Raw genomic sequence first — 26,999 nt, forward strand, 5'->3', positions numbered from 1 at the left:
GTGCGGATGCACGCCGGTGGATTTTAGCCAGTGCAGCCGCGCGCGTGACAGCAACCGATGCAACGTTTACGCGCCAAGGTGCTCTTAGAGTTAGGCATAAACCTGACACGCACAGGCAGGACGGTCCGGACAGCGCTCGCAGAGCCCTGGGCCGCCGCTCCCATCCACTTGAAGATGGAACCCCGAACACATGACCACCCCGGACAAGCAGTACGTGGAATGGCTGGTTGAGCAATCGATGCTCAACGCCGCAAAGCAACGCGCAAAGCTGTATGGCGGCCAGGGCCGTCTCTGGCAGCGGCCTTACGCCCAGGCCCGCCCACGGGACGCTTCGGCCATCGGCTCGGTCTGGTTCACCGCCTACCCGGCGTCGATCATCACTCGCGATGGCAGCTCGGTGCTCGAAGCGCTGGGCGATGAGCAGCTCTGGCACGCGCTGTCGGAAATCGGCATTCAGGGCATTCATAACGGCCCGTTGAAAGCCTCCGGCGGTTTGAAAGGCCGCGAGCGCACCCCGAGCATTGACGGCAACTTCGACCGCATCAGCTTCGAGGTGGATTCGTCCCTGGGCACCGACGCCCAGTTTCTTAACCTCAGCCGCATCGCCGCGGCGCACAACGCGATCGTCGTCGATGACGTGATCCCGTCCCACACCGGCAAGGGCGCGGACTTCCGCCTGGCCGAGATGGCCTACGAAGAGTACCCGGGCCTCTACCACATGGTGGAAATAAAGGAAGAAGACTGGTCGCTGCTGCCGGAAGTCCCGGCCGGCCGCGATGCCGTCAACCTGCAGCCTGCTACCGTCGATGCCCTGCGCGACAAGCATTACATCGTCGGCCAGTTGCAGCGGGTGATCTTCTTCGAACCCGGCGTCAAGGAGACCGACTGGAGCGCCACGCCCGTTGTCACCGGCGTCGACGGCAAGGACCGCCGCTGGGTCTATCTGCATTACTTCAAGGAAGGCCAGCCGTCGCTGAACTGGCTGGACCCGAGTTTCGCCGCGCAGCAGATGATCATCGGCGACGCCTTGCACGCCATCGACGTGATGGGCGCGCGGGTGTTGCGTCTGGACGCCAACGGCTTCCTCGGCGTCGAACGCAAGGCCGACGGCACGGCGTGGTCCGAGAGCCACCCGCTGTCGATCACCGGCAACCAGTTGCTCGCAGGCGCCATTCGCAAGGCCGGCGGTTTCAGCTTCCAGGAGCTGAACCTGACCATCGACGACATCGCGGCGATGTCCCACGGCGGCGCCGATCTTTCCTACGACTTCATCACCCGTCCGGCGTATCAGCATGCCCTGCTCACCGGCCGCACGGAGTTTCTGCGGCTGATGCTGCGTCAGGTGCATGAGTTCGGCATCGACCCTGCGTCGCTGATTCACGCGCTGCAGAACCACGATGAACTGACCCTGGAGCTGGTGCATTTCTGGACGCTGCATGCTCACGATCAGTACCTGTATCAGGGCCAGACGTTCCCGGGCAACATCCTGCGCGAGCACATCCGCGAGGAGATGTACGAGCGTCTGGCCGGCGAGCACGCACCGTACAACCTGAAGTTCGTCACCAACGGCGTGTCCTGCACGACGGCGAGCATCATCACCGCAGCGCTGGGCATTCGCGAGCTGGACAGCATGACCGCCGCCGACATCGACAAAATCCAGCACATTCATTTGCTGCTGGTGATGTTCAACGCCATGCAACCGGGCGTGTTCGCGCTGTCGGGCTGGGACCTTGTGGGCGCCTTGCCGCTGCCGGCCGAGCAGGTGGAGCACCTGATGGGTGACGGCGATACCCGCTGGATCCATCGCGGTGGCTATGACCTGGTCGACATGGACCCGGACTGCGAAGTCTCGGCAGGTGGCATGCCCCGGGCACGGGCGCTGTACGGCAGCCTCCCTGAACAGTTGAAGCGCCCGGATTCGTTCGCCTCGCAGTTGAAAAAGCTGCTGGCCGTGCGCCGCGCCTACGACATCGCTGCCAGCCGGCAGATTCTGATTCCGGACGTCGAGCATCCGGGGCTGCTGATCATGGTTCACGAACTGCCGGCCGGGAAGGGTACGCAGATCACTGCGCTGAACTTCAGCGCGGAGGCCATCGTCGAGACACTGCACCTGCCGGGCATCGCCCCAGGGCCGGTGGTGGACATCATCAACGAGCGGGTCGAAGGCGACCTGACCGAAGAGGGCGAATTCACCATCACACTGGACGCCTATGAAGGCCTGGCGTTGCGCGTGGTGAGCATGGCGGCACCGATGATGTAACGGGCCTTGCTTAGTGGGACCGGCTTCAGCCGGGAAAGCGTCAGTCGCCACACCGCTGCACTGAGGGTGTACGGCCTGGCCTCTTCCCGGCTAAAGCCGGTCCCACTGAATGCACGCGCCGTTATGAGTGGGACCGGCTTCAACCGGGGAAGGGTCAGTCGTCACACCGCTGAAGTGAGGGTGTACGGGCTGGCCTCTTCCCGGCTAAAGCCGGTCCTGCGAGGGAATGCGTGCAGTGAGGGATCACTTTTTTTCACCGTCTGCCGTTCGCGCAGACCTGTTCAGGTCGTTTTCTGTGTCAGTTGCTCAATCCGTTCGTGCCCCTGTCTTCGTTCACCTGTGGAGTTATCGCCTGACGTTCCTGCTGTCCGGGATGTCCTTGGGCGCGTGGGCGCCGCTGGTGCCTTTCGCCCGCGACCGCGCCGGGCTTGAAGAAGCCCAGCTTGGCCTGCTGCTGTTGTGCTTCGGCCTCGGTTCGATGCTGGCGATGCCGCTGGCAGGGATGCTCACCACGCGCAAGGGCTGCCGCTTTGTTTCGCTGATTGGCGGCGCCTTGATCTGCTGCATGCTGCCGTTGCTCGCTACGCTGTCTTCCCTGCCGGCGCTGGCAGTGGCCCTGGCGGTGTTCGGCGCGGGGCTGGGCAGCATCGATGTGGCGATGAACGTGCAGGGCCTGATGGTCGAGCGCGATCACGGGCGGCCGATGATGTCGGGGTTCCACGGGCTGTTCAGCCTCGGCGGCATCAGCAGTGCGCTGTTGATGACCTTGCTGCTGTGGCTGGGCGCGTCGCCGTTACTGGCCGTAGCCGTGGTGGTGGCGTTGATTGGCGGGATGCTGCTCTGGCACGCGCGCTACCTGGTGCCCCACGGCGCGGACGACCCATCAGCGCCGTTCGCTCGGCCGACCACCAAGGTGGTCATCGTCGGGATTCTCTGTTTCATCGCGCTGCTCGTGGAGGGCGCAATGCTGGACTGGAGCGCCGTGTTCCTGAACCGGATGCACCAGATCGATGTGTCGGTGGCCGGCGGCGCCTACGCGGTCTTCTCCCTGGCCATGGCAGCGGGGCGCTTTTCCGGGGACTGGTTGAGGAACCGCTTCGGCGCGGTGAACCTGCTGATCGGCGGCGGGCTGCTGGTGATGGTCGGGTTTGCCATGGCCATCCTGCTGGATCCGTGGCCGTTGTTCCTGCTGGGCTTCGCGCTGATCGGGCTGGGGTTGTCCAATACGTTTCCGGTCTACTGCTCGGTGGTCGGTGCGCAGACCAGAATGCCCGCGGGCCTGGCGATCGCAGTGATTACCGGGATCGGCTACTGCGGGATTCTGCTGGGCCCCGCGTTGATTGGTTTTGCTGCCCACCTCATCGGCCTGCGGGAAGCGCTGCTCTGCGTGGGTGCGTTGATGCTGGCGCAGGTGCTGACGGCACGGCGGATGGCGAAGGGCTGAGGAAAGCCATCAATTTGCGGTGTGGCATTTGACGCCTTCCCGGCCGAAGCCGGTCCTACTGACAGCACGCGGTTCTAACGGTAGGACTGGCTTTAGCCGGGAAGAGGCCGGTGTGGACACCATCAGTTTTGCGGTGTGACATCAAATGTTTTCCCGGCTGAAGCCGGTCCTGCCAAATCGCGTATCCAGCCATCCAGCCATCCAGCCATCCAGCAAATCTTCAACCCACTGGCGCCTCTGTTAGACTTCGGCGCCTTGAAACTCAGGGGCTTCCCATGACCGACCCGATTCGTCTTACCCAATACAGTCACGGCGCCGGCTGTGGCTGCAAGATCTCGCCCAAGGTGCTGGAAACCATCCTCGCCGGCAGTGGCGCGCAGAACCTCGACCCGCGCCTGTGGGTCGGCAATGCCTCCCGCGATGACGCAGCGGTCTATGCCATCGACGACGAAAAGGGCGTCGTGTCCACCACCGATTTCTTCATGCCCATCGTCGACGACCCGTTCGACTTCGGCCGCATCGCCGCGACCAACGCCATCAGCGACATCTACGCCATGGGCGGCGATCCACTGATGGCCATTGCCATTCTGGGCTGGCCGGTCAACGTGCTGGCCCCTGAAATCGCCCGCGAAGTCATTCGTGGCGGACGGGCGGTGTGCGACGCCGCAGGCATCCCGCTGGCGGGCGGCCACTCCATCGACGCGCCCGAGCCGATTTTCGGTCTGGCCGTGACCGGGCTGGTGGAAAAGCGCTTCATGAAGCGCAACGACACCGCGACTGTTGGCTGCAAGCTGTTCCTGACCAAGCCGCTGGGCATTGGCATCCTCACCACCGCCGAGAAAAAAGGCCTGCTGCGCGACGAAGACATCGGCCTGGCCCGTGACGTGATGTGCACGCTGAACAAGCCAGGTAGCCGTTTCTCTCGCCTGGCCGGCGTTACGGCCATGACCGACGTCACCGGCTTCGGCTTGCTCGGGCACTTGGTCGAGATGGCCGACGGCAGTCAGGTCACTGCACGACTGAATGCTGCCGCCGTCCCGCGTCTGGGCAGCGTCGATTTCTACATCGAGCAGGACTGCGTCCCCGGCGGCACCCACCGCAACTACGACAGCTATGGCGAGCGCATCGGCGCGTTGACTGACGCGCAGAAGTTGCTGCTGTGCGATCCGCAAACCAGCGGCGGTCTGCTGATTGCCGTCGAGCCGGCCGAAGAAGCGGCGTTCCTGGCAATGGCCGACGAACTGGGCCTGAGCCTTGCGCCGATCGGCGAACTGGTGGAGCGACAGCCACTCGCGGTCGAGGTGTTCTGATGCGCGACAACAGCGCCGATCTGCGGGAGATTTTCCTCAACGACATGCCGATGATGGACGTGCGTGCGCCGGTTGAATTCACCAAAGGCGCGTTCCCCGGCGTGATCAATCTGCCGCTGATGAACGACGTCGAGCGGCAGAAGGTCGGCACCAGCTACAAACAGGACGGGCAGCAGGCCGCCATCGAACTGGGCCACAAATTAGTGTCAGGCGACTTGAAAGAGGCACGGATCGAGGCATGGGCGAGTTTTGCCCGCAACCATCCCGACGGTTTTTTGTATTGCTTTCGCGGCGGGCTGCGTTCGCAGATCACCCAGCAATGGCTCAAGAGCGAAGCGGGCATCGAGTACCCCCGGGTCATCGGTGGCTACAAGGCGATGCGCAGCTTTTTGATCGAGGTGACCGAGCAGGCCGTGGTCGAGTGCGATTTCGTGCTGATCGGCGGCCTGACCGGCAGCGGCAAGACCGAGGTGCTGCAGCAGCTCGACAACGGGCTGGATCTGGAAGGGCATGCCAACCATCGCGGCTCGAGCTTCGGCAAACATGCAACGCCGCAGCCGGGGCAGATCGATTTCGAGAATCTGCTCGCCGTGGACATCCTGAAGAAGCGCGCCCGGCACCTGAATCAGTTCGTGGTCGAGGATGAAGGGCGGATCGTGGGCAGTCGTGCGGTCCCCCTTGAGTTGTACCGGACGATGCAGGACGCGCCGCTGGTGTGGCTGGAGGACAGTTTTGACAGCCGGGTCGAGCGGATTCTGAAGGATTATGTGACGGATCTGTGTGCCGAGTTCATCGCCGTGCAGGGCATTGAAACGGGTTTTGCGGCGTACGCCGAGCGGCTGAAGCAAAGCCTGTCGAGCATCGTGCGGCGGTTGGGCGGTGAGCGTTATCAGCGGCTGGCGGCGATCATGGACAGTGCGCTGGCTGAGCAGGCGCGCAGCGGGGCGGTGGACGAGCACCGGGGCTGGATCAGCGGGATGTTGGGTGAGTATTACGATCCGATGTATGCGTTTCAGCGGGACAGCAAGAACCCCCGGATCGAGTTTGCCGGGGATCAGAGGGCTGTTGTCGAGTATCTGAAACAGCGGAAACTGAACTACCGCGGTTGAAGATCAAGATCAAGATCAAGATCAAGAGCGTCGGCCTAGCGGCCTCCGTTTCGCCTTCGGCGAGTTACTTGATAAAGCCCCAAGTAACCAAGGGCTTGTGCTCCTGGTTTGGCCCCTCGTTCCTCGGGGTTCCCTCACTCCGGTCTCGCTCCGTGGGCCCGCGCCGAACGGACATCCATGTCCTGACGGCGCTCTCGCCGCATCCATGCGGCTCGACCCACTGCGCGAGACCTGCGTTCAGCCTGCACCCAAGTCGCGATTGGCGGTGACTGGACTATTTGTGTTCAAGAGCAAGAGCAAAAGCAAAAGCAAAAGCTTCCCGGCTGAAGCCGGTCCTACAGTCGGAGCCAATCCCACTGGATGCATGCGCTGCTGTTAGTGGGACCGGCTTTAGCCGGGAAGAGGCCAGCCCAGGCGCCAGCAATTTTGCTGATCTCACACCCATCCTGTGGGAGCGAGCTTGCTCGCGAATGCTTTATCTCGCACACCTGATATTCGGTGGATGTACCAACCCCTTCGTGAGCAAGCTCACTCCCACAATTCCTTAGCGACTGATCTGCCCTTGATCTGCTTTTGATCTTCCACGCGGTAGTCCAGACACCGCAAAACGCGACTTTGGTGCAGGCTGAACGCAGGTTTCGCGGAGTGGGCCGAGGGGCATGGATGCCGCGAGAGCCGCCCCCCGCCATGGATGGCGGATGGCGGCGGGCCCACGGAGCGGGACCGGAGTGAAGGAACCCCGAGGTACGAGGGGCCAAACCAGGAGCAAGCCCCCTTGGTTACTTGGGGGGCTTTTTCCAAGTAACTCGCCGAAGGCGAAACAGTCTGCCCCCAGGCAGACGCGTGTGATCTTGATCTCAGCCTTACAACAAAGCGGCGCCGACCAGACCACTCAGGACCCCGACCAGCATGGTCAACACCCCAACGGTCACCAGCACCTTGGCGTCGAAAGACTTACGCAGCATCAGCAGCGACGGCAGGCTCACGCTCGGCAGGGTCATCAGCAACGCCACCGCCGGCGCAGTGCCCAGGCCCAACGTCAGCAGCGTCTGCACAATCGGGATTTCGGCGGCGGTCGGGATCACAAACAACGTGCCGACAATCGCCAACGGCACCAGCCACAACAGGCTGTTGCCCATCGCGCCGTCGACGTGAGGGAACAGCCAGACCCGCGCGGCGCCGAGGATCAGCACGGCGATGACGTAGATCGGGATGGTGGTCCAGAACAACTGCCAGAGCGTCTTGCCCCAACGCACCAGCAGGCTGCCTTCCTCCGGCGTCTCGGCATTGGCCACCGCTTCCAGCGCCTGTTCAGGCACCACTTCCGGGCGCGAGATGCGTTGCGCCACCAGCGAAACACCGATCACTAAAACAAGGCCCGCCACCAGTCGCAGCGCCGTAAAGCCCCAGCCCAGCACGAAGCCCATGAACACCAGCGTGGCCGGGTTGAGCACCGGGTTGGCGATCCAGAAGGCCAGCGCTGCGCCCACCGACACGTTCTGCTTGCGCAGGCCCGCAGCCACCGGCGCCGCGCAGCAGCTGCACATCATGCCGGGCAGGGCGAACAGGCCGCCGCGAAGGGTGGAGCCGAGTCCGGCGCGGCCGAACATTTTCAGCAGCCAGTCACGGGGAATCAGCACCTGCACCAGCGAGCCGAGAATCACTGCCAGCACCGCGGCTTTCCAGATCGCCAGAAAGTACACCTGAGCGTACGCCAGTGCGGCGGCCCACGGCGTGGCCGGGTTGTCGTTGATGATCGAGCCGCCGATGTTATGGGTGTCGGCCGCGATGAAGGACTTGAGGTAATACGGCGACCACTTGACGTAGTACAAGCCGATGGCAGCCACCAGCAGGAACGCCAGGGGTTTCCACCAGAACGACCAGCCGCGGCGTTCGGAGGTGAGCGGAAGGGCAGTCATGACAGGCACCAGAGCAGGAAATCGAGGGGGCGCGATGATACGCCGTGGCCGGGCATTATAGTAGGTGTCGCAAGGTGTGTCGGCTCACGCCCGTCCGCCGAAATCCAGCCCGGAGGCGCGCAGCAGCTCCTGGGTGTAGGGCTGGCGCGGATGGCTGAAAATCTCCCGCGCCGCCCCTTGCTCGACCACTTTGCCGTCCTTGATCACCAGCACGTCATGGGCCAGCGCGTGAACCACCGCCAGGTCGTGGCTGATGAACAGATAACTCAGGCCGTGACGGATCTGCAAATCCCGCAGCAGCGCAATGATCTGTTTTTGCACGGTGCGATCCAGCGCCGAGGTGGGTTCGTCGAGCAGAATCAGCTCCGGTTCCAGCACCAGCGCCCGGGCAATGGCCACCCGCTGGCGTTGACCGCCGGAGAATTCGTGGGGGTAGCGATGGCGGCTGTCCGGGTCGAGGCCGACTTCGCCGAGCACGCGGATGACCGTCTGTTCACGCTCGGCCGGGGTGCCGATGCCGTGGGTCAGCAGCCCTTCGGCGATGATCTGCTGCACCGTCATGCGCGGACTCAAACTGCCGAACGGGTCCTGAAACACCACCTGGATGCGCTTGCGCAATGGCCGCATCAACTGCTGGCTGCGCAGGCTCAGCTCCTTGTTGGCGAAGCGGATGCTGCCTTCGGAATCGATCAGTCGCAGGATCGCCTGACCCAAGGTCGATTTGCCCGAGCCGGACTCGCCGACGATGCCCAGAGTCTGGCCTTTCAACAGCTCGAAACTCACCCCGTCCACCGCCTTGATGTACTGCCGCTCGCGCCGCAACAACGGCTTGGGCAGGGGAAACCAGACCTTCAGCGCGTCCACCGACAGCAATGTCTGGGTGTGCTCGCCGGGCACCGGTTCGCCGTCGGGTTCGGCGTTGATCAGCAGGCGGCTGTAGGGGTGTTGCGGATCGGCGAACAGCGTCTGGCAGTCGGCCTGTTCGACGATCTCGCCGGCGCGCATCACGCAGACCCGCTGGGCAACGCGCCGCACCAGATTGAGGTCGTGGCTGATCAACAGCAGCGACATGCCCAGCCGCTGTTGCAGGGATTTAAGCAGTTCGAGAATTTTCAGCTGCACCGTGACGTCCAGCGCGGTGGTCGGTTCGTCGGCGATCAGCAGCTCGGGTTCGTTGGCCAGGGCCATGGCGATCATCACCCGCTGACGCTGCCCGCCGGACAGTTGATGGGGCAGGGCCTTGAGCCGCTGCGGCGGGTTCTGAATCCCTACCAGCCCGAGCAGCTCCAGGGTGCGCTCGCGGGCGGCCTTGCCCTTGAGGCCCTTGTGCATGGCGAGGATTTCGCCGATCTGTTTCTCCACCGTATGAAGCGGATTCAGCGAGGTCATCGGCTCCTGAAAGATCATGGCGATGCGGTTGCCGCGCAGGCCCCGAAGTTCTTTGTCGCTCGCGTGCAACAGATCGACGCCCTTGTAGCGAATGCTGCCCTGTGTGCTGACGGACTTTGCCGGCAGCAGGCGCAGGATCGAGTGCGCGGTCACCGACTTGCCCGAGCCGGACTCGCCGACGAGCGCCAGACACTCGCCGGGCTGGATGTCGAGGTCGATGCCGTGCACCACTTCGGCACCGTTGAAGGCCACGCGCAGGTTGCGGATCTGGATCAGAGGTTCATTCATGGCAGCGCTCATGTGCGGGGGTCGAAAGCGTCACGGCAGGCTTCGCCGATAAACACCAGTAGCGTGAGGATCAGTGCCAGGGCGCAGAACGCCGTGACGCCGAGCCACGGCGCCTGCAAGTTGCGTTTGGCCTGGCCGATCAGCTCGCCGAGGGAGGCGCTTTCGGCGGGCATGCCGAAGCCGAGGAAATCCAGCGCGGTCAGTGTGGCGATGGCGCCGGTGACGATGAACGGCAGGTAGGTGAGGGTGCTGGTCATGGCGTTGGGCAGAATGTGCCGCCACATCAAGGCGCCGTCGCTGAGGCCCAGGGCGCGGGCGGCTTTGACGTATTCCAGGTTGCGTCCCCGGAGGAACTCGGCGCGGACCACGTCGACCAGCGCCAGCCAGGAAAACAGCGACATGATCCCCAGCAGCCACCAGAAATCCGGCTCGACGAAGCCCGACAGAATGATCAACAGGTACAGCACTGGCAGCCCCGACCAGACCTCCTGCAAGCGCTGGCCGATCAAATCCGCCAGTCCGCCGTAAAAGCCCTGAATCGCCCCGGCGAAGACGCCAATCACCGTGCTGATGGCGGTCAGTGCCAACGCAAAGAGGATCGACACGCGGGTGCCGAACAGCACCCGCGCCATGACGTCCCGGGCCTGGTCGTCAGTGCCCAGCCAGTTGCGCGCGCTGGGCGGGCTGGGGGAGGGCTCGCGGAGTTCGTAATTGACCGTGTCGTAGCTGAACGGGATCGGCGCGAAGAGCATCCAGCCGCCCTTGTCGGCGATCAGTTTGCGCACGTAATCGCTGGAATAGTCCGGCTCGAAAGGCAACTCGCCGCCGAAGTCGGTTTCCAGGTATTGATGCAGGGCCGGGAAGTACAGGTCGCCCTGATAGCGGACGATCAGCGGCTTGTCGTTGGCGATCAGTTCGCCGCAGAGGCAGATGACCAACAGCGCCACGAACAGCCACAATGACCACCAGCCACGCCGGTTGGCCTTGAAGTTGGCGATGCGGCGCCGGTTTTGCGGGGAAAACTCGAACATCAGGCGCTCCTCGCGGAAAAGTCGATGCGCGGGTCGACCAGGGTGTAGCACAGGTCGCCCACCAGCTTGATCAACAGGCCGAACAGGGTGAACAAAAACAGCGTACCGAACACCACCGGGTAATCCCGGGACACCGCTGCTTCGTAGCTCATGCGGCCGACGCCATCGAGGCCGAAGATGGTTTCGATCAGCAGCGAGCCGGCGAAGAACACCTCGATCAGCGCCTGGGGAATGCCCGCCACCACCAGCAACATGGCGTTGCGGAACACGTGTCCGTAGAGCACGCGCTGCTCGCTGAGGCCCTTGGCCCGGGCGGTGACCACGTACTGGCGGCCGATCTCGTTGAGGAAGCTGTTTTTGGTGAGGATGGTCAGGGTCGCGAAGCCGCCGATGACCAGCGCGCTGACCGGCAGTACCAGATGCCACAGGTAGTCGCGCAGCTTGCCCAGTGGCGAGAGGCTGTCGAAGTCGTCCGAGAACAGACCCTGGGCCGGAAACCAGCTCCAGTAGCTGCCGCCGGCGAATACCACGATCAGCAGAATGGCGAACAGAAACGCCGGGATGGCGTAGCCGATGATGATCACCGTGCTGCTCCAGACATCAAAGCGGCTGCCATGCAGCACGGCCTTTCGGATGCCCAGCGGGATCGAAATCAGGTAGGTGATCAGCGTCGCCCAGAGCCCGAGGGACAGGGTCACCGGGAGCTTTTGCAGAATCAGCCCGGTCACCGTGGCGCCGCGAAAAAAGCTGCTGCCGAAGTCCAGCTGCGCGTAATGGGTGAGCATCAGCCACAGGCGCTCGTGCAGCGGCTTGTCGAACCCGTATTGGTGCTTGATCGCTTCGACCAGCTCGGGGTCCAGCCCTTGGGCGCCCCGGCTGATCCCGCCGGTCGCCGCGACTTCGCCACCGCCGCCACCAATGCCGCCCGTTGGGCCCATGCCCTGAACCCGGGCGATGGCTTGCTCAACGGGACCGCCCGGCGCGGCCTGCACGATAAGAAAATTGACCACCAGAATGCACAGCAGCGTGGGAATGATCAGCGCCAACCGGCGCAGGGTGTAGGCGAACATGTCACTGACCCTCCGTTGTCAGTGCGGCACGGGTATTGGCGATGCTGCTTTGGGGCGCCAGACGCGCAGCCATCTGTGCATCGGTTAGCGGCACGCGGCTGACTTCCCACCAGCTTTCCAGCCCGACGTCGTAGGTTGGCTCGATCGCCGGCCGGCCAAACCGGTTGGCAAACACCACCGGTGTGCCTTGGGAGTAGTAGTTCGGAATCATGTAGAAACCCCAGAGCAGGACCCGATCCAGCGCCCGCGCGTAATGCAGCATGTCGTTGCGGTTGTTGGCCGCGACCAGGCCGTCGATAAGGCGATCGACCGCCGGATTGCGCAGCACCATGGCGTTGGAACTGCCAACCTGGCGGGCGCTCTGCGAGCCGAACAGGTTGTACAGCTCACGGCCGGGGGAGAGGATCGGATTGCCGTTGGCGGGCAGCGTGACCACGATCATGTCGTAGTCCCGGGCATTCAATCGGTTCATGTATTGCGCCGAGTCCACGCGACGAAAATTCAGGGTGATGCCGATCTGCGCCAGCACGCGCTTGTATGGCAGCACCAGCCGCTCGAAACCGCCCTGGCCATCGAGGAAGGAAAACTCCAGCGGCTGTCCGTCGGCGTTCACCAGTCGGTTGTTCTTCGGGTGCCAGCCGGCGTCGGCCAGCAGCTTGAGGGCCTTGAGCTGTTTGTCGCGGATGTAACCGCTGCCGTCGGTCTTCGGTGCGCGCCAGACCTGATCGAAGACTTCGTCCGGGATCTGCCCGCGCAGGGGCTCGAGAAGGCTCAGCTCTTGCGCGTCGGGCAGCTCGGTCGCGGCCATTTCGCTCTTCGGGAAGTAGGTTTGTTCGCGCACATAGAAGTTGCGCATGATCTGGCCGTTGACCCACTCGAAATCCCAGAGCATGGCCAGGGCTTCGCGCACCCGGCGGTCCTGGAACATCGGTTTGTCGAGATTGAACACGAAGCCCTGACCGGCCACCGGGCGGCGCCTGGCCAGAATGGTTTTCTGCAGACGGCCGTCCTGCAGGCTCGGCGCGGTGTAGCCAACGACGTAGCCGGCCGAGGAGAACTCGCGGTTGTAATCGAAGTTGCCGGCCTGGACCAACTGACGGGCCACGTCGACATCGCCATAGAAATTCACCGTCAGCGCGTCGAAGTTGTACAGCCCACGGCTGACCGGCAGGTCTTTGCCCCACCAGTCCTTGACCCGCTCAAAGCTGACACTGCGCCCGGCGTCGACCCGCGAGACCCGATACGGCCCGCTGCCCAGCGGCGGTTCGAAGCCGCCGCCCTTGGTGAAGTCGCGGGTCTTCCACCAGTGCTCGGGCAGGATGCGCAGGCTGGCGAGGTCCAGGGCGAGGGTGCGATTGGTGCCGGTCTTGAAATCGAAACGGATCTGCCCCGGCGCTTCGATGACCGCGTCCTTGACGTCGGCGTACAGCGGGCGATAGCTGAAGCTGCCCTGGGTGATCAGCGTCTGCCAGGTGTAGCGCACGTCTTCGGCGGTGATCGGCGTGCCGTCATCGAAGCGTGCCTTGGGGTTGAGGTAGAAGCGCACCCAGAGATTGTCGGGGTCGCGTTCCATTTTCTCGGCGACCAGCCCGTACACCGTGTAGGGCTCGTCCAGTGAGCGATAGGCCAGTGGCGCATACACCCACGTGTCGATCTGGCTCACGGAAATGCCTTGATCGACGTATGGCGTGAGGTAGTTGAACTGGCCGATCTCCTCGGACGCGCGGCTCATGGAACCGCCTTTGGGCGCGTCAGGATCGACGTAATCGAAGTGCTGGAAATCAGCGGGGTATTTCGGCGCTTCGCCATAGACGGTCAGCGCGTGCACCGGCGCGGCAAAGGCCTGGGGAATGCCCAGCATCAGCGAGCTACAGAACAGCACCGAGTACAGCAATGCCACGCCCGGTAAACGGCGCGGCAATGAAAAGGGGGTGGCAGACATGCGGACAATCCTTGTGAGCAGCCCGACGCGCCGCAGGAATGGCGCGTCGGGGACTAGCACTTAGAAGTGATACGTCGCCCGCGCAAACAGCGTGCGGCCCAGTGGGTCGGCGTAACGAGGGTCATAGCCGGACTGGAAGTTGTAGGCCTGGTTGGTGAACGGCGGGTCGCGGTCGAACAGGTTGCGCACGCCGGCATCGACGTCCAGCACCTTCTCGAAGGTGTGGCCCACCGACAGGTCCCACAGCGAGTACGACGGCACGGTGCCGTTGGTGGTGCGGTCGTAGTCGTTGTAGCCGCTGGTGAAGCGGTTGGTCAGGGAGGCACGGCTGTCGCCGAGGGTCCAGCTGCCGATCAGCACGTGTTTCCAGCGCGCGATCACGCCATCACCCTGGAAGTCGCCGACCTTGTCGGTGTACGGACCGTCGATGATGTTCTGGAAGTCGTAGCGATTGACGTACGTCCCGGTCAGCCCCAGACCGAACTGGCCATACGGCGTGTTCGGGAAGCGGTAGTCCAGGGTCACGTCGACACCGTTGGTCTTGACGATGCCCAGGTTGGAGTTGCCGGTGACGATGTTGGCGATGGAGCCGTCGGCGTTGCGGATGATGCGGTCGCCATACAGATCCGACTGGTCGAACACAGTGGATTCAGGAAACGACTGGATCTGGTTGGAGATGTGAATCCACCAGAAATCCAGGCCCATGGAGAGGTTGTTCATCGGCTGATAAACGAAACCCAGGGTCACGTTGCGGGCTTTCTCCGGGGACAGGCTCGCGTTGCCGCCGCTGCGGTTGAGGAACTGCTGATTACAGTCACGACCCGCCTGACCGCCCGGTTGCACGGTACCGCCGGCGCACAGCGTCGGGTCATCGTAATAACCCTGGCTGTAGGCCAGACTTTGCGGGGCATACAGCTCGTACAGCGACGGCGCACGGAAACCTTCGCTGTACGCGCCGCGCATCACCAGCTCTTTGAACGGCTGGAAGCGGAACGAGTATTTCGGGTTGGTGGTGCTGCCGAAGTCGCTGTATTTGTCGTGGCGCACGGCAGCGGTCAGTTCCAGGCTGTCGATGACGGGAACGTTCAGTTCGGCGTACTCGGCCTTGACGGTACGATCGCCGGACACCGAGCCTGCCGAGTCCAGGCCCAGGCTGTTGATGTCGTCAACGAAGTCCTCGTAATCCTGGTGCAGTTTTTCCTTGCGGTATTCGCCGCCCAGGGCCAGGCCGGATTCGCCGGCACCGAACCAGTTGCCGATCTCGCGGCTGATGCGCCCGTCCACCCCGTAGACACGGCCGACGGCGGTGGAGTATTCGCCGTGGTACGCGGCGTCGTCGATGAATTGCTGACCCGCCGCCGATTGCGGGCCGAACGGGTTGAGCAGACCGCTAGCCAGGCCGGCCTTGAGGGCGGAGTCACTGACGTAGCCCGAGGTCACGCTGGAAACGACCTTGCTCTGGTTGTAGTTGGCGCCGAGGTTGTAATCCCAGCCGCCGACGGTGCCGTCGAAGGTCAACAGCAGGCGCTGGTTGGTGTTCTGGTCCTTGCTGCCACGGGGGCCGGCGGCCGTCTCACGCCAGGCGGTGTCCACCGGCTGGGTCGGGTCGAGGGCGAAGTTGTTCGGGCCGGGCGTAATGCCGTTGCCCGGGTAGTAGGGCGAAGACGGGTCGATGCTCAGGCCGGTCAGTGGCGCCGGGCCGATGCTGGTGGCGTTGTTGTTGCGGGCAAAGAAGTATTCGAGGCTGACGTTGTGATCTTCCGCCAGCTTGCCGGTGGCGCGACCGAAGAACGAGGTCTTCTCGGTCTGCGGCACCAGGTCGATGTAATCGCGGGTGCTGAACCGGCATAGCCCGTTCACGCTGACCAGGCCCGGTCCGGCGCAGTTGGGCGCGAGGGGGTTGCTGCTGTTGTTGCCCTGGTAGTAGTTGCCGGGATAAGCGGTGCCGGAGGTCTGGTTGAGGCCGCGGCCCGGGACGTAATCCTTGTCGAAGGAGCGGTCGTTGGCGTCGAGGTTCTGCTGCTTGTTGTAGTTGAACACGCCCATGACGTTGAAGCGGTCTTCGTCCAGATCGCCGAAACCCCAGCTGGCGCTGACGTCCTTGCTGGCGCCGCCACCGCTGGCCGTCGGGGTGTCGCCGCCGAGGCTCAGGGTGCCGTCGGTCAGCGACTTCTTGGTGATGAAGTTGATCACCCCGCCGATGGCGTCGGTGCCGTACAGCGCCGAGGCACCGTCGCGCAGCACTTCGATGCGGTCGATGGCGGCGAACGGAATCATGTTCAGGTCGATGGCGCTGCCGTTGGGCGTGCCGACGCCGGACAAGGCGTTGTTGGCCAGACGGCGGCCGTTGAGCAGGATCAGGGTTTTGTTGGCGCCGATGCCGCGCATGTCGGCATAGGACGCGCCACCGGTGGAGGCGCCGACCGAGCCTGCGCTGTTCATCATCGACTGGCTGCCGGTGATGCGCTGGACCATCTGTTCGGTGGTGGTCACGCCCTGTTTCTTCAGCTCGTCGGCGCGCAGAATGGTCACCGGCACGGCAGTTTCCGCATCGGCCCGGCGCACGGCCGAACCGGTCACTTCCACCCGTTTGAGCTGGGTGGTCGCCGGCGCAGCAGCCACCGCTGCAGCGGGGACAGCGGCATCACTGCCGGTCGCGGCATCGGCGGCGCTATCCGTGCTGTCGGCGCCATAGGCCGGGCTCATGCCGACCGCCAGTGCGCAAATCAGCGCACGGGGGTGGCGTTGTACGGCAACAACAAGGGGCTTGAGGGTAAAACCAGGAAAGCTCATCAGCATGGTAGTTTCCGACTTATTCCAGATGTTATTGAAATGGCCTTGTGAGCCCTCGTTGCTCCGAGGCGGTTGTAGCGCTCGGGAATTTCCTTATTTCAAGCAAGCCGCTCCCCTCCGGGGCAAAAACCCGGACGGCGGTGAATCGGGAGTAGGGTGCGCAGGGCCGCAGCGGGGTGCGGCGCCTGCTTCAGGTGCAGATCAGGTGCGGGTCATGTGTCGATCATTTGGACGTCATCACTGAAATCTTGGTGATGCCCGAGCGCTCGATCGACGCCATCGCCTTGGCCACCTGGCCATAGTTGACGTTGGTGTCGGCCTGCAATTGCACGCGCACCTCCGGGTCCTTGGCCTTGACGTCCTTGAGGCTGAGCTCCAGGGATTCCGGCGCGACTTCGGACTTGGCCAGGTAGAACTTGCCGTCCTGATCAACGCTGACCACCACCGGGTCTTTCTTGTCGGCGGCGGCGACGGCGTCGGTTTTCGGCAGGTTGACCTTGATCGCGTTGGTCATCAGCGGCGCGGTCACGATGAACACCACCAGCAGCACCAGCATCACGTCCACCAGCGGCGTGACGTTCATTTCGCTGAGCACCTCATCGCTGTCTTGAGTGGAGAACGACATCAGCTCGCCTCCCGCACAGTCTGGCTGTGCTTGCTGGCGATGGCCTGACGGTTGATGGCGAAGGCGCTGCGCTGGGCGAGGGCGTCGAAGTCATGGGCGAAATCATCCATGTCGGCGACGGCGAGCTTGAGGCGCCGCAGGAAGAAGTTGTAGATCAGCACCGCAGGGACCGCGACGGCGATGCCGACCCCGGTGGCAATCAGCGCGTGACCGATGGGGCCGGCCACGGTTTCCAGGCTCGCCGAACCGCTGGCGCCGATGCTTTGCAGCGCTTCCATGATCCCCCAGACGGTACCGAACAGGCCGATGAACGGCGCCGTGCTGCCGATACTGGCGAGGATGGCCTGACCGGCTTCAAGTGCGCGGCGTTCTTTCTGGATCTGCTGGCGCAGGTTGCGCTCCAGCCGGTCGGAGCGGTTGATGGTGTGGGCGAGCTGCTGGGTGTTGCGCGGTGTTTCGTCGACCGCCATGGCTTCGAAACCGCTGTTGGCGATCCGCGCCAGTGAGCCCGGGTACTGGCTGGAATGCTCGGCGGCGGTGAGCAGATCCGGCGCTGCCCAGAACGCTTTGGCGAACTGTTTGTTTTGGGTCTTTAAGCGCAAGTACTGTGCGGATTTGATCAGCAACAGTCCCCAGCTCAGCACTGAAAACACCACCAGCGCCCAGAGTACGCCGGGGACAATCATCGAAGAGATCGATTCGTTCATGGTTACACCTCACCCGCTATATAAAGAGTTGTTGTTGATCGGCTGACCGGGTTCATTCGGGCAGCTTGAAGTCGATGGTTTGCGTCGCGAAGCCTTCGATCGGGGTGTCACCGCGCTTGGCCGGAATAAACTTCCAGTTGCGCACCGTCTCTACCGCCGCATCGTCCAGCACCTGTTTGCCGCTGGATTTGGTCACCTCGACCGTGCCGGCACGGCCGTTGGGCAGCACCTTGATGCGCAGGATCACGCGGCCTTCCATGCCTTTGCGCAGCGCCGCGCCGGGGTATTCCGGTGGCGGGTTGCCCAGGCTGGCGAGCCCGGAAATCGCCGCCGATTCCTTGACCGGTGCCGCCGGGGCCGCAGCAGGCGCTGGCGGCGCGGGGGATGGCGACGGTGTGGCGGGCGCAGGCGGGCTCGGCGCGGCAGGGGCAGCAGGCGCAGGCGGTGTCGGCTTTTTCACCGGCTCAGGTTTCTTCACCGGCTTGGGCTTCTCGACCTTGGGTTTTTCCACCGGCTTCTCGACAGGCTTCTCCACCGGTTTCGGCGGCGGCTTGACCGCGTCGGGGTCCTCGACCGGTTGCTCCGGTTCAGGGGGCGGCGGGGGCGGTGGCGGCGGTTCAGGTGGAGGCGGCGGTGGCGGCGGCTCCGGGGTCGGCGGTGTCGGGCTGGTCAATTCCACGGTCATCTCGGGCACTTGCGGCGCAACTTCCGGGACGTCGGCTTTTGCAGTCTGCATATACCACCAGATAGCGCCGTGAATAAGGACCGAGGCGGCAATCAATATCAACACGTGCGTCCGGCTTAGTTCACCCGGACGCGATGTGTTTTCCTTGAAAGGAATACGCGGCCAGGCCATGGACAGTGCGTCCGGCGCCGGGTCAGGTATGGCTTTCGTTTTTACCGCGTCATTCATTAAAGCTCCCTCGGGTAGTTGAAGGGCAATAAGGGTCCGTTCAAACAAGTCACCCTGTTTGAAGTTGACGTCCGTGCTTTCGCAAAGCACGAGGCCTGGGGAGCAGGTCGTTAAAGAACCACTCTTATAACTGCCGTTGCAGCGTGGGCTATGGAGACGACATTGCAGTTCCCTGATTTCTTGTTGAGTACGAAGAAGTACGTCTTTATTTCAGAATGACTACGTAACGATCATCGCTATTGCAACCGCTATGCCAGTGCAGGGCTCTAGTCTGCTGTTTCCGGGCTGGGGCGGGTCGATGTCGCATTCCTGTAACTTTTTAGCGAATTTCGTCGAGTCTGGGTCAGTTCGCTCTGTAGAGGCAGGGTAAGTTGCTGAACCAAAAGGCGAACCTATCCACTCAGGTTCATCGCGTGTCTGCACGGTGACCTGTTCCGATTCAATCAGAAGTGCGCTGCACCAAACGTGATTAAGTGGGTGCAAGTTGGTGCGTGAGTGCTTACGTGATCATTGCGATAAGTCCTTAAAGTGTGACTTGTCAGTCATGGTGTGAATGGTGTTTAACAGTGGCGCACACTTCCTGAAAATGATCACTGATCGTTTTTAGTGTGTGTGGATCAACAGCGATCCCTGTTGCGCGTTATTCAAATCGTTATGTGAGCAGGCGCATCTGTGCCGAAAAGAAACAATAAAAAGTGGCCACCGGATCGCTATAACAGCGACGGCCATTGAAACGAAAAAAATATCGGGCACTTCAGCGCATTGACGCTGGGTTTCAGCCGGAGCGCTGAAGGGAGATGGGGCGGATGGCTGGCTCGCTGACGGAGGCGTGCAGCGGAAAAGGCAAGGCGCGGCGTGGGCGGATCGGGTGTGAAATGCGCATGTCTGGCACGAATCGAATTCCTTATCGACGGACGCCAGACTTCTGGTCGGCGTCCTGCACTGTTTCGGACGGGGTAGTGTCCGGTTCCTGCACACGGGTGCGTGGTGCGCACCGTTTGGCAGCGTAGACTCGCGGCAGCCGGGGCTGGACGCGAAGCGTTTCGTGGTACTGACGTTCCACGAGAGAAACACTAGAAAGAAGTGTGCCAAAACGTGTCCGGTTGTAACATTTCTGACGCAGTGTCCTTTCTGCGCGGCGTTCCGGCTGTCGATTCCGGGCCCATACGCGCGGTGTCATCGATTCTGGAGTGCATCCAATGAGCCACTTTTTCCCAGTTCGTCCAGGTTATCGCCAGCTTCGCGAGCGCTTCATTGCCGCAGCCACGGCGGCTGGCGCGCGGTTGAGTGAATACGTCCACCCGTCGTCGGGTCCGTTTGGCGAGCCGCTGGCCACGGACGTCGCCTGGCTGGGCGACCCGGATGCGCGGCGGGTATTGGTGGCGCTGAGTGGCACCCATGGCGTCGAAGGCTATTACGGTTCCGACTGCCAGAGCCGCTGGCTCGAGGGTTTTGATCCACGCGCGCTGCCCGAGGGCGTTGCGGTCCTGATGATTCACCTGATCAACCCTTGGGGCACGGCGTGGATGCGCCGGGTCAACGAGGACAACCTCGATCAGAACCGCAACTACCTGGACTTTAATCAGCCGCTGCCGGACAACCGCGCCTACGCCGACGTCCACGGGATTTACGCCTGCGAGCAGTTGCGCGGGCCAAAGCGCGATCAGGCCGATGCGTTGTTTCAGGCAGCGATCGACGCGCGGGGTTGGGCAGGGCTGATGTCGGTGGTCGAGGCGGGGCAGTACGCGTTCCCCGATGGGCTGTTTTTCGGCGGCAGCGGGCCGAGCTGGTCCAATCGCACCCTGCGCAGCATCGTCGGGCGATACCTGCAGGACGCCGAGGTGGTGACCTGTTTCGATCTGCACACCGGCGCGGGCGATTACGGCCATCCGATGCTGATGAGCATCGTCGAATCGGCCTACCCGGCGCTGGAGGATGCGAAAACGTTGTTCGGGCCGTGGCTGTTCACGCTGATCACCGGCGCCAATCGGGTCAGCGAAACCGGTGTCGCGGCGACCTCCACCGGCTACACCTCGCAGATGCTTCTGGACGCCTTGCCGGGCGTGCACCTGATGCCGTTTGTCATCGAGTGCGGCACGTACCCGGGCGCAGAGGTGCATGGGCATTTGCGGGATGATCACTGGCTGCACCTGCACGGCGATCCCCTGGACGAGACCGGTCGACGGATCAAGGAAGGGCTGCTGGAGCAGTTTTACCCGGCGGACCCGGACTGGCAGGAAGTGGCGTGGGTGAGGACGCGGCAGGTGTGGGACAGGGCGCTGGCGGCGTTGCCGGGGATTCGCGCAATCAGATGAAGGATCGGGCAAGGTGGGAGCGGACTTGCTCACGATATAGGGCGGGCCATCCGCTAAATCTTCAGCGACTGAAATGCCGTCTTCGTGAGCAAGCTCACTCCCACATGTCGTGCTGCCCGTTAACCCTGTAACAGCCGCTGGGCCAACGCTGGCAACAGCACCTCGCATGACGCTTCGATCTTGAGATCCAGCAGATCATCCGCCCGGGTTTTGCCCAGGTTGATGGCGATCAGCGGTTTGCCCTGATCCTTGATCGCGCGGCACAGGCGGAAGGCGGAGAACGCCATCAGCGACGACCCCACCACCAGCAGTCCCTGGGCTTCTTCCACCCGATGCATGGCCTTGGCCGCCGTGGGTGGCGCCACGTTTTCACCGAAAAACACCACGTCCGGCTTCATTCGCTCGCCGCCGCAGTGGGGGCAGTGCGGCACCTGGAAGCGTTCTTCGAAGGCCGGGTCGAGCAAAGTGTCGCCATCCGGCGCCTGCACCGCATCGACGCCCGCCAGATACGGGTTCTGCTCGATCAGGGCCAACTGAATGATGTCGCGTTCGGTGCGGTGGTGGCAGTCCAGGCAAAGCACCCAGTGCAGACTGCCGTGCAATTCCACGACGTCATGACTGCCGGCCTGATCGTGCAAGGTGTCGACGTTCTGGGTGATCACGCCGCTGATGAGATCGTGCTGCTGCAAACGGGCAATCGCTTCGTGGGCCGGATTGGGTAGCGCGGCGCGAACCCGGGGCCAGCCGAGCATTGCCCGGGCCCAGTAGCGACGTCGGGCCTCGGGCGCATTGAGGAACTCCTGAAACATCATCGGCTGCCGACCCCGGCGCACGCCCTCGCTGTCGCGGTAATCCGGAATCCCGGAAGACGTGCTGATCCCGGCGCCGGTCAGCACGAGGAACGAGCGGTCGTGCATCCAGTGCAGCAGGGTGTCGACGTGGGTGTCAGGAACATCAGGCATGCACAGGTTCTCAAGAGCGGCTGTGCGCTGATACTAGTGGGACAGGCTTCAGCCGGGAAGGGGCCTCGGTAAGCACCCTCAATTTTGCAGCGTGACGCCTAACGTTTTCCCGGCTGAAGCCAGTCCTACGAGTGACCGTGTTGTGTCAGTGGGACCGAGATCAATTTGTAGGACCGGCTTCAGCCGGGAAGGGGTCGGTTCAGGCGCCATCCATTTCAGACCATGACCGCTTTCCCTAACTCAACAACTCCGCAAACGCTTTGTCGTCCTCCAAAACCTTCGGCAGCGCCGCGAACACCGCATCCAGATCAACCCCCTCCAGCAATGGCCCATCCACTTCCTGCTTCGCCTGCGCCGTGGCGCCGCCGTGATTTTCCAGCGCAGCGGAAATGGTCAATGCCTGGGCAACAATCCGTGGCTGGATCGCGTCTCCCGGCGCCTGCATGGGCCGCGCCTGATAAGCGATGGCGTTCTGGATGACCTCCGGCAATCCCCAGCGTCGGGCCAGTTCCGCGCCGACTTCCGGGTAACCAAAGCCCAATTGCAAGGTTTCAATCGCCGCACGCCCGGTGGTGCCGGTCTTGGTCACGCTGTTGATGCGCTCGGCAACGGCGGGTGCACCGGTCTGTATCAGCAGCTCGCCGATGTCATGCATGACCCCACAGGTGAAGGCGATTTCGGCATCGGCGCCGGACTGCTTCGCCAGCAAGCGGCAGATCCCGGCCACTTGAAAGCTCTTCAGCCAGAAGCCCTTCAGGTCAAAACTTGGCCCTGCCTTGAACGCGCCGGTGACTGCGGAGGCCAGCACCAATGTGCGCAGGGTGTTGAACCCCAGGCGCATGGCCGCGTCCTCGATGCTCGACGACTCCCGCGCACCACGAAAGCGCGCGGAGTTGGCCAGCCGCAGAATCTTCGCCGCGATCACCGGGTCTTTTTCGATGTTGCCGGCGATGCTGCCCAGGTCCGACGACGGGCTGTCGAACTGTTTGATCAGGTCCTGCGCCACCTTGGGAATGCTGGGAAGACTGCTCAAATCGGCGAACAACTGATCGATACCCATGGGTGCTGCTCCTGTCTCAGACGATGTACACACCATAGGCAACATTGGCGAAACTGCACGCGTTCCTGGGCGGTTTTGCTACAGACGGCACAAACCAGGTGGCTCGGGTCGGGCCGCAGCGGATCTTTTTCAGCTCATCGGCCGCCGAGGCGGTTTGCAGGGAGAAAAATCAGTAATATGGCGACACACCGGAACGGGTTGCGTCCTGCTCCGGGCCTTATCGATGAAACGCCAGACGCCGGACACTCCCGGCCGAGCTGGCCTGGACATAGAGGGTGTCATGGGTAACGAAAGCATTAACTGGGACAAGCTCGGCTTCGACTACATCAAGACCGACAAACGCTACCTGGCACACTGGCGCGATGGCGAGTGGGACCAAGGCACCCTGACCGAAGACAACGTGCTGCACATCAGCGAAGGCTCGACCGCGCTGCATTACGGCCAGCAATGCTTCGAAGGCCTCAAGGCCTATCGCGCCAAGGACGGCTCGATCAACCTGTTCCGCCCCGACCAGAATGCCGCGCGCATGCAGCGCAGCTCCAGCCGCCTGCTGATGCCCCACGTGCCGACCGAGCAGTTCATCGAAGCGTGCAAGCAAGTGGTTCGCGCCAACGAGCGTTTCATCCCGCCATACGGCACCGGCGGTGCGCTGTATCTGCGCCCGTTCGTGATCGGCGTCGGCGACAACATCGGCGTGCGCGCTGCGCCCGAGTTCATCTTCTCGGTGTTCTGCATCCCGGTGGGCCCTTACTTCAAGGGCGGCATGAAACCCCACAACTTCGTGATCTCCAGCTACGACCGCGCCGCGCCACAAGGCACCGGCGCTGCGAAAGTCGGCGGTAACTATGCCGCGAGCATGATGCCAGGCAGTGAGGCCAAGAAAGCCAACTTCGCCGACGCCATCTACCTCGATCCGCTGACCCACAGCAAGATCGAAGAGGTCGGCTCGGCCAACTTCTTCGGGATTACCCACGACGACGAATTCATCACGCCGAAATCGCCGTCGGTGCTGCCAGGCATTACTCGCCTGTCATTGCTCGAACTGGCGCAGAGCCGCCTGGGCCTGAAGGTCATCGAAGGCGAGGTGTTCATCGACAAGCTCGACCTGTTCAAGGAAGCCGGCGCGTGCGGCACTGCGGCGGTGATCACCCCGATCGGCGGCATCAGCTACAAAGACAAGCTGCACGTGTTCCACAGCGAAACCGACGTCGGTCCCGTGACCCAGCGCCTGTACAAAGAGCTGACCGGCATTCAGTACGGCGACATCGAGGGCCCGGCGGACTGGATCGTCAAAGTCTGATTCGACGCGTCCTGCAAGCCTGAAAAACCACCGCCTTCGTGCGGTGGTTTTTTTTGCCTTCGATTCGTTCAGGTGTGCAATCGCAGACGTCAGGGTAGGAAACCACTGAACTGTTCACCCGGTGCAATACCGGTGAGTGGGCTATGGTTCAAGCGCGCACGTTCTTTCAGTCGGACCGGTTTTAGCCGGAACTTCAGCGTCCATCGACGACAAAAAAAGGATACGTCATGCACTTGCCTGTCTCCCGTCCCGCCGCTTTCAACCGGCCACTGACCCTGTCCTTCGGCCTGCTCGCCGCCGCGTTTGTTTCCACTGCCTGGGCAGACGACTACCCCCACGCCCAGGAACCCATCGGCACGGTCGAGCAGATCTACGACGGCGCCATGCTCCCGGACCTGGCGGTCAGCACCTATCGCAATATCGGCCGGCTGTTTCCCACCCACACCATCCAGGCGGGCGATCATCCCTATGCACTGCCGAAGTCGGAGCGACAACTGCCCAACGTGCGCTTCACCGTCGAGGGCAAAAAGTACGACCTGTACGACTTCGTGGCGCTGGACAGTATTACCGCGATGCTGGTGATCAAGGACGGCAAGATCGTCTTCGAGACCTATCAGCGCGGCAACACCGAGAAAACCCGCTGGATGTCGATGTCGATGGCCAAATCCATCACCTCGACCCTGACCGCGGCGGCAATCAAGGATGGCCTGATCAAGGGGCTTGACGCCCAAGTGGTCGATTACGTGCCGGCCCTCAAAGGCAGCGCCTACGAAGGGGTGACCGTGCGCAACGTGCTGATGATGTCCTCGGGGGTGAAGTGGAACGAGACCTACACCGATCCGGCGTCGGATCGGCGGGCGTTGCTCAAGGCGCAGATTTCCCAGCAGCCCCATTCGGCCATGGCGCTGATGGCGAGCCTGCCGCGCGCAGCGGAACCCGGCACGGTGAACAACTACAGTACGGGAGAAACCCAGGTCCTCGGCGAGATTGTGCGGGGCGCGGTGAAGATGCCGCTGGCCGAGTACCTGTCGAAGAAAATCTGGCAGCCGTTCGGCATGGAAAGCGACGCGACATGGTGGCTGGACTCCCCTGACGGCATGGAGATCGGCGGCAGCGGCATCAGCGCCACCCTGCGGGATTACGGGCGCTTCGGGCTGTTCTTCATGAACGATGGCAAGATCAACGGCACCTCGATTCTCCCCGACGGCTGGGTCAGGGAGGCGACGCTGCCCACCACCCTCAAGGGCGGCAAAAGCCTGGATTACGGCTACATGTGGTGGACCGCCTGGACTGCGCCCTCGGTCAAAGATGGCGCCTATTCGGCAGTCGGCATCCAGGGACAGAACATTTACGTTAACCCGGCCAACAATGTGGTGATCGTCACTTTTGGCGCGCAGCCCAAGCCGGTGGACAAAGAGCCCATCGACCCGATGGCCTTCTTCGATGCGATGGTCGCGGCGTTGAAGTGATGGCTGGTAGGAGGGGCTCAACCGGTCCGCTGGATCAACGCGATCCCTGTGGGACCGGCTTTAGCCGGGAAGAGGCCTGTGCAAACGACATCATTTTTGCGGAGTCTTCGCCGATGCGTTCCCGGCTAAAGCCGGTCCTACCAGCCTGTTAACGCCGCCCTCGCGAGCCCTTCGACATCACCCCATATTCCCCCAGCAATTGCTCCAGCCAATCCATGAACACCCGGCACCGCTGGGGCAGATGGCGGCGATGGGCGTAGAGCAGCGACACCGGCATCGCCGTTGGCCGGTACTCGGGGAGGATTTCGATCAAGGCGCCGCGTTGCTGCTGGTAAGCGTCAGCCAGGCGCGGAATCTGGATGATCCCCAGCCCGCCGACACACGCCGCCTCGTAGGCTTCAATGTTGTTCACCGTCACACTGCAGGGCATCGACACATGGAAATCCTTGCCCTCGCGGCAATACTCGAATAACGATTCGGCAGCGCCGAAAGCCGGTGCGTAGTTGATGAGCCGATGCTGCTGCAGGTCTTCCAGATTCTGCGGAATCCCGAACCGCTCGGCATAGCTCTCGCTGACGCAGTTGATCATCCCGAACAGGCCGACGTTGCGTGCGATCAGCGGCGTGTCCGGCAGGGCGCCAATGCGCAGCACGCAATCAAAGCCCTCGCGGACCAGATCAACGCGCCGGTCGGTGCTGCTGATTTCAAGCTCGATCAGCGGGTGCCGCTCAAGGAATTCACCCAGCCGTGGCATCACCAGGCGCCGGGCAATGGCGGTGGGCATGTCCACCCGCAGCCGTCCGCTGAGCGCCGAGTTGTCTTGGCGGAACAGGCCCTCCAGCTCGTCCATCTGACTGAGCACATCCTTGCTGCGCTCATACAGCGCCTGGCCATCGGGGGTCACCTGCACCTTGCGCGTGGTGCGCAGGAGCAGTCGTGCGCCGAGCAGTTCTTCGAGGCTGCGCACATGCTCCGACACCGTCGAGCGCGGCAGGCCCAAGGCGTCGCCGGCGTGGGTGAAGCTCGACAGCTCGGCGACCCTGACGAAGGTTTTCAGCAAATCCAGCTTGTTCATTGCGATGCACCTATCCTG

The 26,999-nt window shown here is 62.9% G+C and carries 19 protein-coding genes; 7 read left to right on the forward strand and 12 right to left on the reverse strand.

All coding sequences use genetic code 11. From position 1 onward, the window contains the following. Positions 1-190: 190 nt before the first annotated feature. The 4 genes from treS (at position 191) to mnmH (ending at position 6,123) form a co-directional block, all read left to right on the forward strand. Positions 191-2,260, forward strand: a complete 2,070-nt coding sequence (treS, locus tag ABEH28_RS10215; RefSeq protein ID WP_192172038.1) for a maltose alpha-D-glucosyltransferase — start codon at positions 191-193, stop codon at positions 2,258-2,260. 295 nt (positions 2,261-2,555) lie between these two features. Further along, positions 2,556-3,704 carry an MFS transporter gene (locus ABEH28_RS10220; protein ID WP_346629839.1) on the forward strand — a complete coding sequence of 383 codons (1,149 nt, stop codon included), beginning with the start codon at positions 2,556-2,558 and terminating at the stop codon, positions 3,702-3,704. Positions 3,705-3,979: 275 nt separating this feature from the next. Continuing rightward, positions 3,980-5,014, forward strand: a complete 1,035-nt coding sequence (gene selD / locus ABEH28_RS10225; RefSeq protein ID WP_346629840.1) for a selenide, water dikinase SelD — start codon at positions 3,980-3,982, stop codon at positions 5,012-5,014. Then, the gene (gene mnmH, locus ABEH28_RS10230; protein ID WP_346629841.1) at positions 5,014-6,123 is read left to right on the forward strand and encodes a tRNA 2-selenouridine(34) synthase MnmH; all 1,110 of its coding nucleotides are present in this window, start codon (positions 5,014-5,016) and stop codon (positions 6,121-6,123) included. Before selD ends, mnmH begins: the two co-directional genes overlap by 1 nt. Positions 6,124-6,986: 863 nt before the next feature. On the opposite strand, the gene ABEH28_RS10235 is transcribed toward mnmH, so the two are convergent. The 9 genes from ABEH28_RS10235 to ABEH28_RS10275 form a co-directional block, all read right to left on the reverse strand. Continuing rightward, complete coding sequence (locus ABEH28_RS10235) at positions 6,987-8,042, reverse strand: permease (RefSeq protein WP_192172035.1); 1,056 nt, start codon at positions 8,040-8,042, stop codon at positions 6,987-6,989. A gap of 84 nt (positions 8,043-8,126) precedes the next feature. After that, positions 8,127-9,719, reverse strand: a complete 1,593-nt coding sequence (locus tag ABEH28_RS10240) for an ABC transporter ATP-binding protein (protein WP_346629842.1) — start codon at positions 9,717-9,719, stop codon at positions 8,127-8,129. Positions 9,720-9,727: 8 nt separating this feature from the next. Beyond that, the gene (locus tag ABEH28_RS10245; RefSeq protein ID WP_346629843.1) at positions 9,728-10,750 is read right to left on the reverse strand and encodes an ABC transporter permease; all 1,023 of its coding nucleotides are present in this window, start codon (positions 10,748-10,750) and stop codon (positions 9,728-9,730) included. Further along, positions 10,750-11,820, reverse strand: a complete 1,071-nt coding sequence (gene yejB / locus ABEH28_RS10250) for a microcin C ABC transporter permease YejB (protein WP_346629844.1) — start codon at positions 11,818-11,820, stop codon at positions 10,750-10,752. Before yejB ends, ABEH28_RS10245 begins: the two co-directional genes overlap by 1 nt. Before the next feature lies 1 nt (position 11,821). Continuing rightward, on the reverse strand, positions 11,822-13,681 hold the full coding sequence (locus tag ABEH28_RS10255) for an extracellular solute-binding protein (protein ID WP_346629942.1): 1,860 nt from the start codon (positions 13,679-13,681) through the stop codon (positions 11,822-11,824). Positions 13,682-13,822: 141 nt separating this feature from the next. Next, positions 13,823-16,561, reverse strand: a complete 2,739-nt coding sequence (locus tag ABEH28_RS10260) for a TonB-dependent receptor (RefSeq protein WP_346629845.1) — start codon at positions 16,559-16,561, stop codon at positions 13,823-13,825. 217 nt (positions 16,562-16,778) lie between these two features. Next, positions 16,779-17,180, reverse strand: coding sequence for a biopolymer transporter ExbD (locus ABEH28_RS10265; RefSeq protein ID WP_205483107.1), 402 nt, complete (start codon positions 17,178-17,180; stop codon positions 16,779-16,781). Continuing rightward, entirely contained in the window at positions 17,180-17,887 is a 708-nt protein-coding gene (locus ABEH28_RS10270; protein ID WP_282373155.1) for a MotA/TolQ/ExbB proton channel family protein, read from the reverse strand. Before ABEH28_RS10270 ends, ABEH28_RS10265 begins: the two co-directional genes overlap by 1 nt. 52 nt (positions 17,888-17,939) lie before the next feature. Continuing rightward, positions 17,940-18,800, reverse strand: coding sequence for an energy transducer TonB (locus ABEH28_RS10275; protein WP_346629846.1), 861 nt, complete (start codon positions 18,798-18,800; stop codon positions 17,940-17,942). A 1,199-nt stretch (positions 18,801-19,999) separates the two neighbouring features. Here ABEH28_RS10275 and ABEH28_RS10280 point away from each other — a divergent pair. Further along, a complete protein-coding gene (locus ABEH28_RS10280) occupies positions 20,000-21,115 on the forward strand; it encodes a DUF2817 domain-containing protein (protein ID WP_346629847.1) in 1,116 nt (371 codons plus the stop codon). A 119-nt stretch (positions 21,116-21,234) separates the two neighbouring features. Here ABEH28_RS10280 and ABEH28_RS10285 read toward each other — a convergent pair whose 3' ends face one another. Together ABEH28_RS10285 and ABEH28_RS10290 are read right to left on the reverse strand one after the other, a co-directional pair. Next, on the reverse strand, positions 21,235-22,077 hold the full coding sequence (locus ABEH28_RS10285; protein WP_346629848.1) for an NAD-dependent protein deacetylase: 843 nt from the start codon (positions 22,075-22,077) through the stop codon (positions 21,235-21,237). 235 nt (positions 22,078-22,312) lie between these two features. Next, positions 22,313-23,182 (reverse strand): HDOD domain-containing protein, encoded by an 870-nt coding sequence (locus ABEH28_RS10290; protein WP_346629849.1) that lies wholly within the window; start codon positions 23,180-23,182, stop codon positions 22,313-22,315. Positions 23,183-23,417: 235 nt separating this feature from the next. On the opposite strand from ABEH28_RS10290, the gene ABEH28_RS10295 reads away from it, so the two are divergent. Continuing rightward, entirely contained in the window at positions 23,418-24,437 is a 1,020-nt protein-coding gene (locus ABEH28_RS10295; protein WP_346629850.1) for a branched-chain amino acid aminotransferase, read from the forward strand. A 227-nt stretch (positions 24,438-24,664) separates the two neighbouring features. Continuing rightward, positions 24,665-25,906, forward strand: a complete 1,242-nt coding sequence (locus tag ABEH28_RS10300) for a serine hydrolase (protein WP_346629851.1) — start codon at positions 24,665-24,667, stop codon at positions 25,904-25,906. 148 nt (positions 25,907-26,054) lie between these two features. Here ABEH28_RS10300 and ABEH28_RS10305 read toward each other — a convergent pair whose 3' ends face one another. Continuing rightward, positions 26,055-26,981 carry a LysR family transcriptional regulator gene (locus ABEH28_RS10305; protein WP_282371507.1) on the reverse strand — a complete coding sequence of 309 codons (927 nt, stop codon included), beginning with the start codon at positions 26,979-26,981 and terminating at the stop codon, positions 26,055-26,057. Positions 26,982-26,999: the final 18 nt, after the last annotated feature.

Source organism: Pseudomonas sp. Ps21-P2, from assembly GCF_039672565.1.
Lineage (GTDB): Bacteria > Pseudomonadota > Gammaproteobacteria > Pseudomonadales > Pseudomonadaceae > Aquipseudomonas.

Coding starts and splice junctions, on each gene's coding strand:
- treS (WP_192172038.1), top strand. CDS start 191: ATGACCACCCCGGACAAGCAGTACGTGGAATGGCTGGTTGAGCAATCG.
- selD (WP_346629840.1), top strand. CDS start 3,980: ATGACCGACCCGATTCGTCTTACCCAATACAGTCACGGCGCCGGCTGT.
- mnmH (WP_346629841.1), top strand. CDS start 5,014: ATGCGCGACAACAGCGCCGATCTGCGGGAGATTTTCCTCAACGACATG.
- ABEH28_RS10235 (WP_192172035.1), bottom strand. CDS start 8,042: ATGACTGCCCTTCCGCTCACCTCCGAACGCCGCGGCTGGTCGTTCTGG.
- ABEH28_RS10240 (WP_346629842.1), bottom strand. CDS start 9,719: ATGAATGAACCTCTGATCCAGATCCGCAACCTGCGCGTGGCCTTCAAC.
- ABEH28_RS10245 (WP_346629843.1), bottom strand. CDS start 10,750: ATGTTCGAGTTTTCCCCGCAAAACCGGCGCCGCATCGCCAACTTCAAG.
- yejB (WP_346629844.1), bottom strand. CDS start 11,820: ATGTTCGCCTACACCCTGCGCCGGTTGGCGCTGATCATTCCCACGCTG.
- ABEH28_RS10255 (WP_346629942.1), bottom strand. CDS start 13,681: ATGCTGGGCATTCCCCAGGCCTTTGCCGCGCCGGTGCACGCGCTGACC.
- ABEH28_RS10260 (WP_346629845.1), bottom strand. CDS start 16,561: ATGCTGATGAGCTTTCCTGGTTTTACCCTCAAGCCCCTTGTTGTTGCC.
- ABEH28_RS10265 (WP_205483107.1), bottom strand. CDS start 17,180: ATGTCGTTCTCCACTCAAGACAGCGATGAGGTGCTCAGCGAAATGAAC.
- ABEH28_RS10270 (WP_282373155.1), bottom strand. CDS start 17,887: ATGAACGAATCGATCTCTTCGATGATTGTCCCCGGCGTACTCTGGGCG.
- ABEH28_RS10275 (WP_346629846.1), bottom strand. CDS start 18,800: ATGAATGACGCGGTAAAAACGAAAGCCATACCTGACCCGGCGCCGGAC.
- ABEH28_RS10280 (WP_346629847.1), top strand. CDS start 20,000: ATGAGCCACTTTTTCCCAGTTCGTCCAGGTTATCGCCAGCTTCGCGAG.
- ABEH28_RS10285 (WP_346629848.1), bottom strand. CDS start 22,077: ATGCCTGATGTTCCTGACACCCACGTCGACACCCTGCTGCACTGGATG.
- ABEH28_RS10290 (WP_346629849.1), bottom strand. CDS start 23,182: ATGTTGCCTATGGTGTGTACATCGTCTGAGACAGGAGCAGCACCCATG.
- ABEH28_RS10295 (WP_346629850.1), top strand. CDS start 23,418: ATGGGTAACGAAAGCATTAACTGGGACAAGCTCGGCTTCGACTACATC.
- ABEH28_RS10300 (WP_346629851.1), top strand. CDS start 24,665: ATGCACTTGCCTGTCTCCCGTCCCGCCGCTTTCAACCGGCCACTGACC.
- ABEH28_RS10305 (WP_282371507.1), bottom strand. CDS start 26,981: ATGAACAAGCTGGATTTGCTGAAAACCTTCGTCAGGGTCGCCGAGCTG.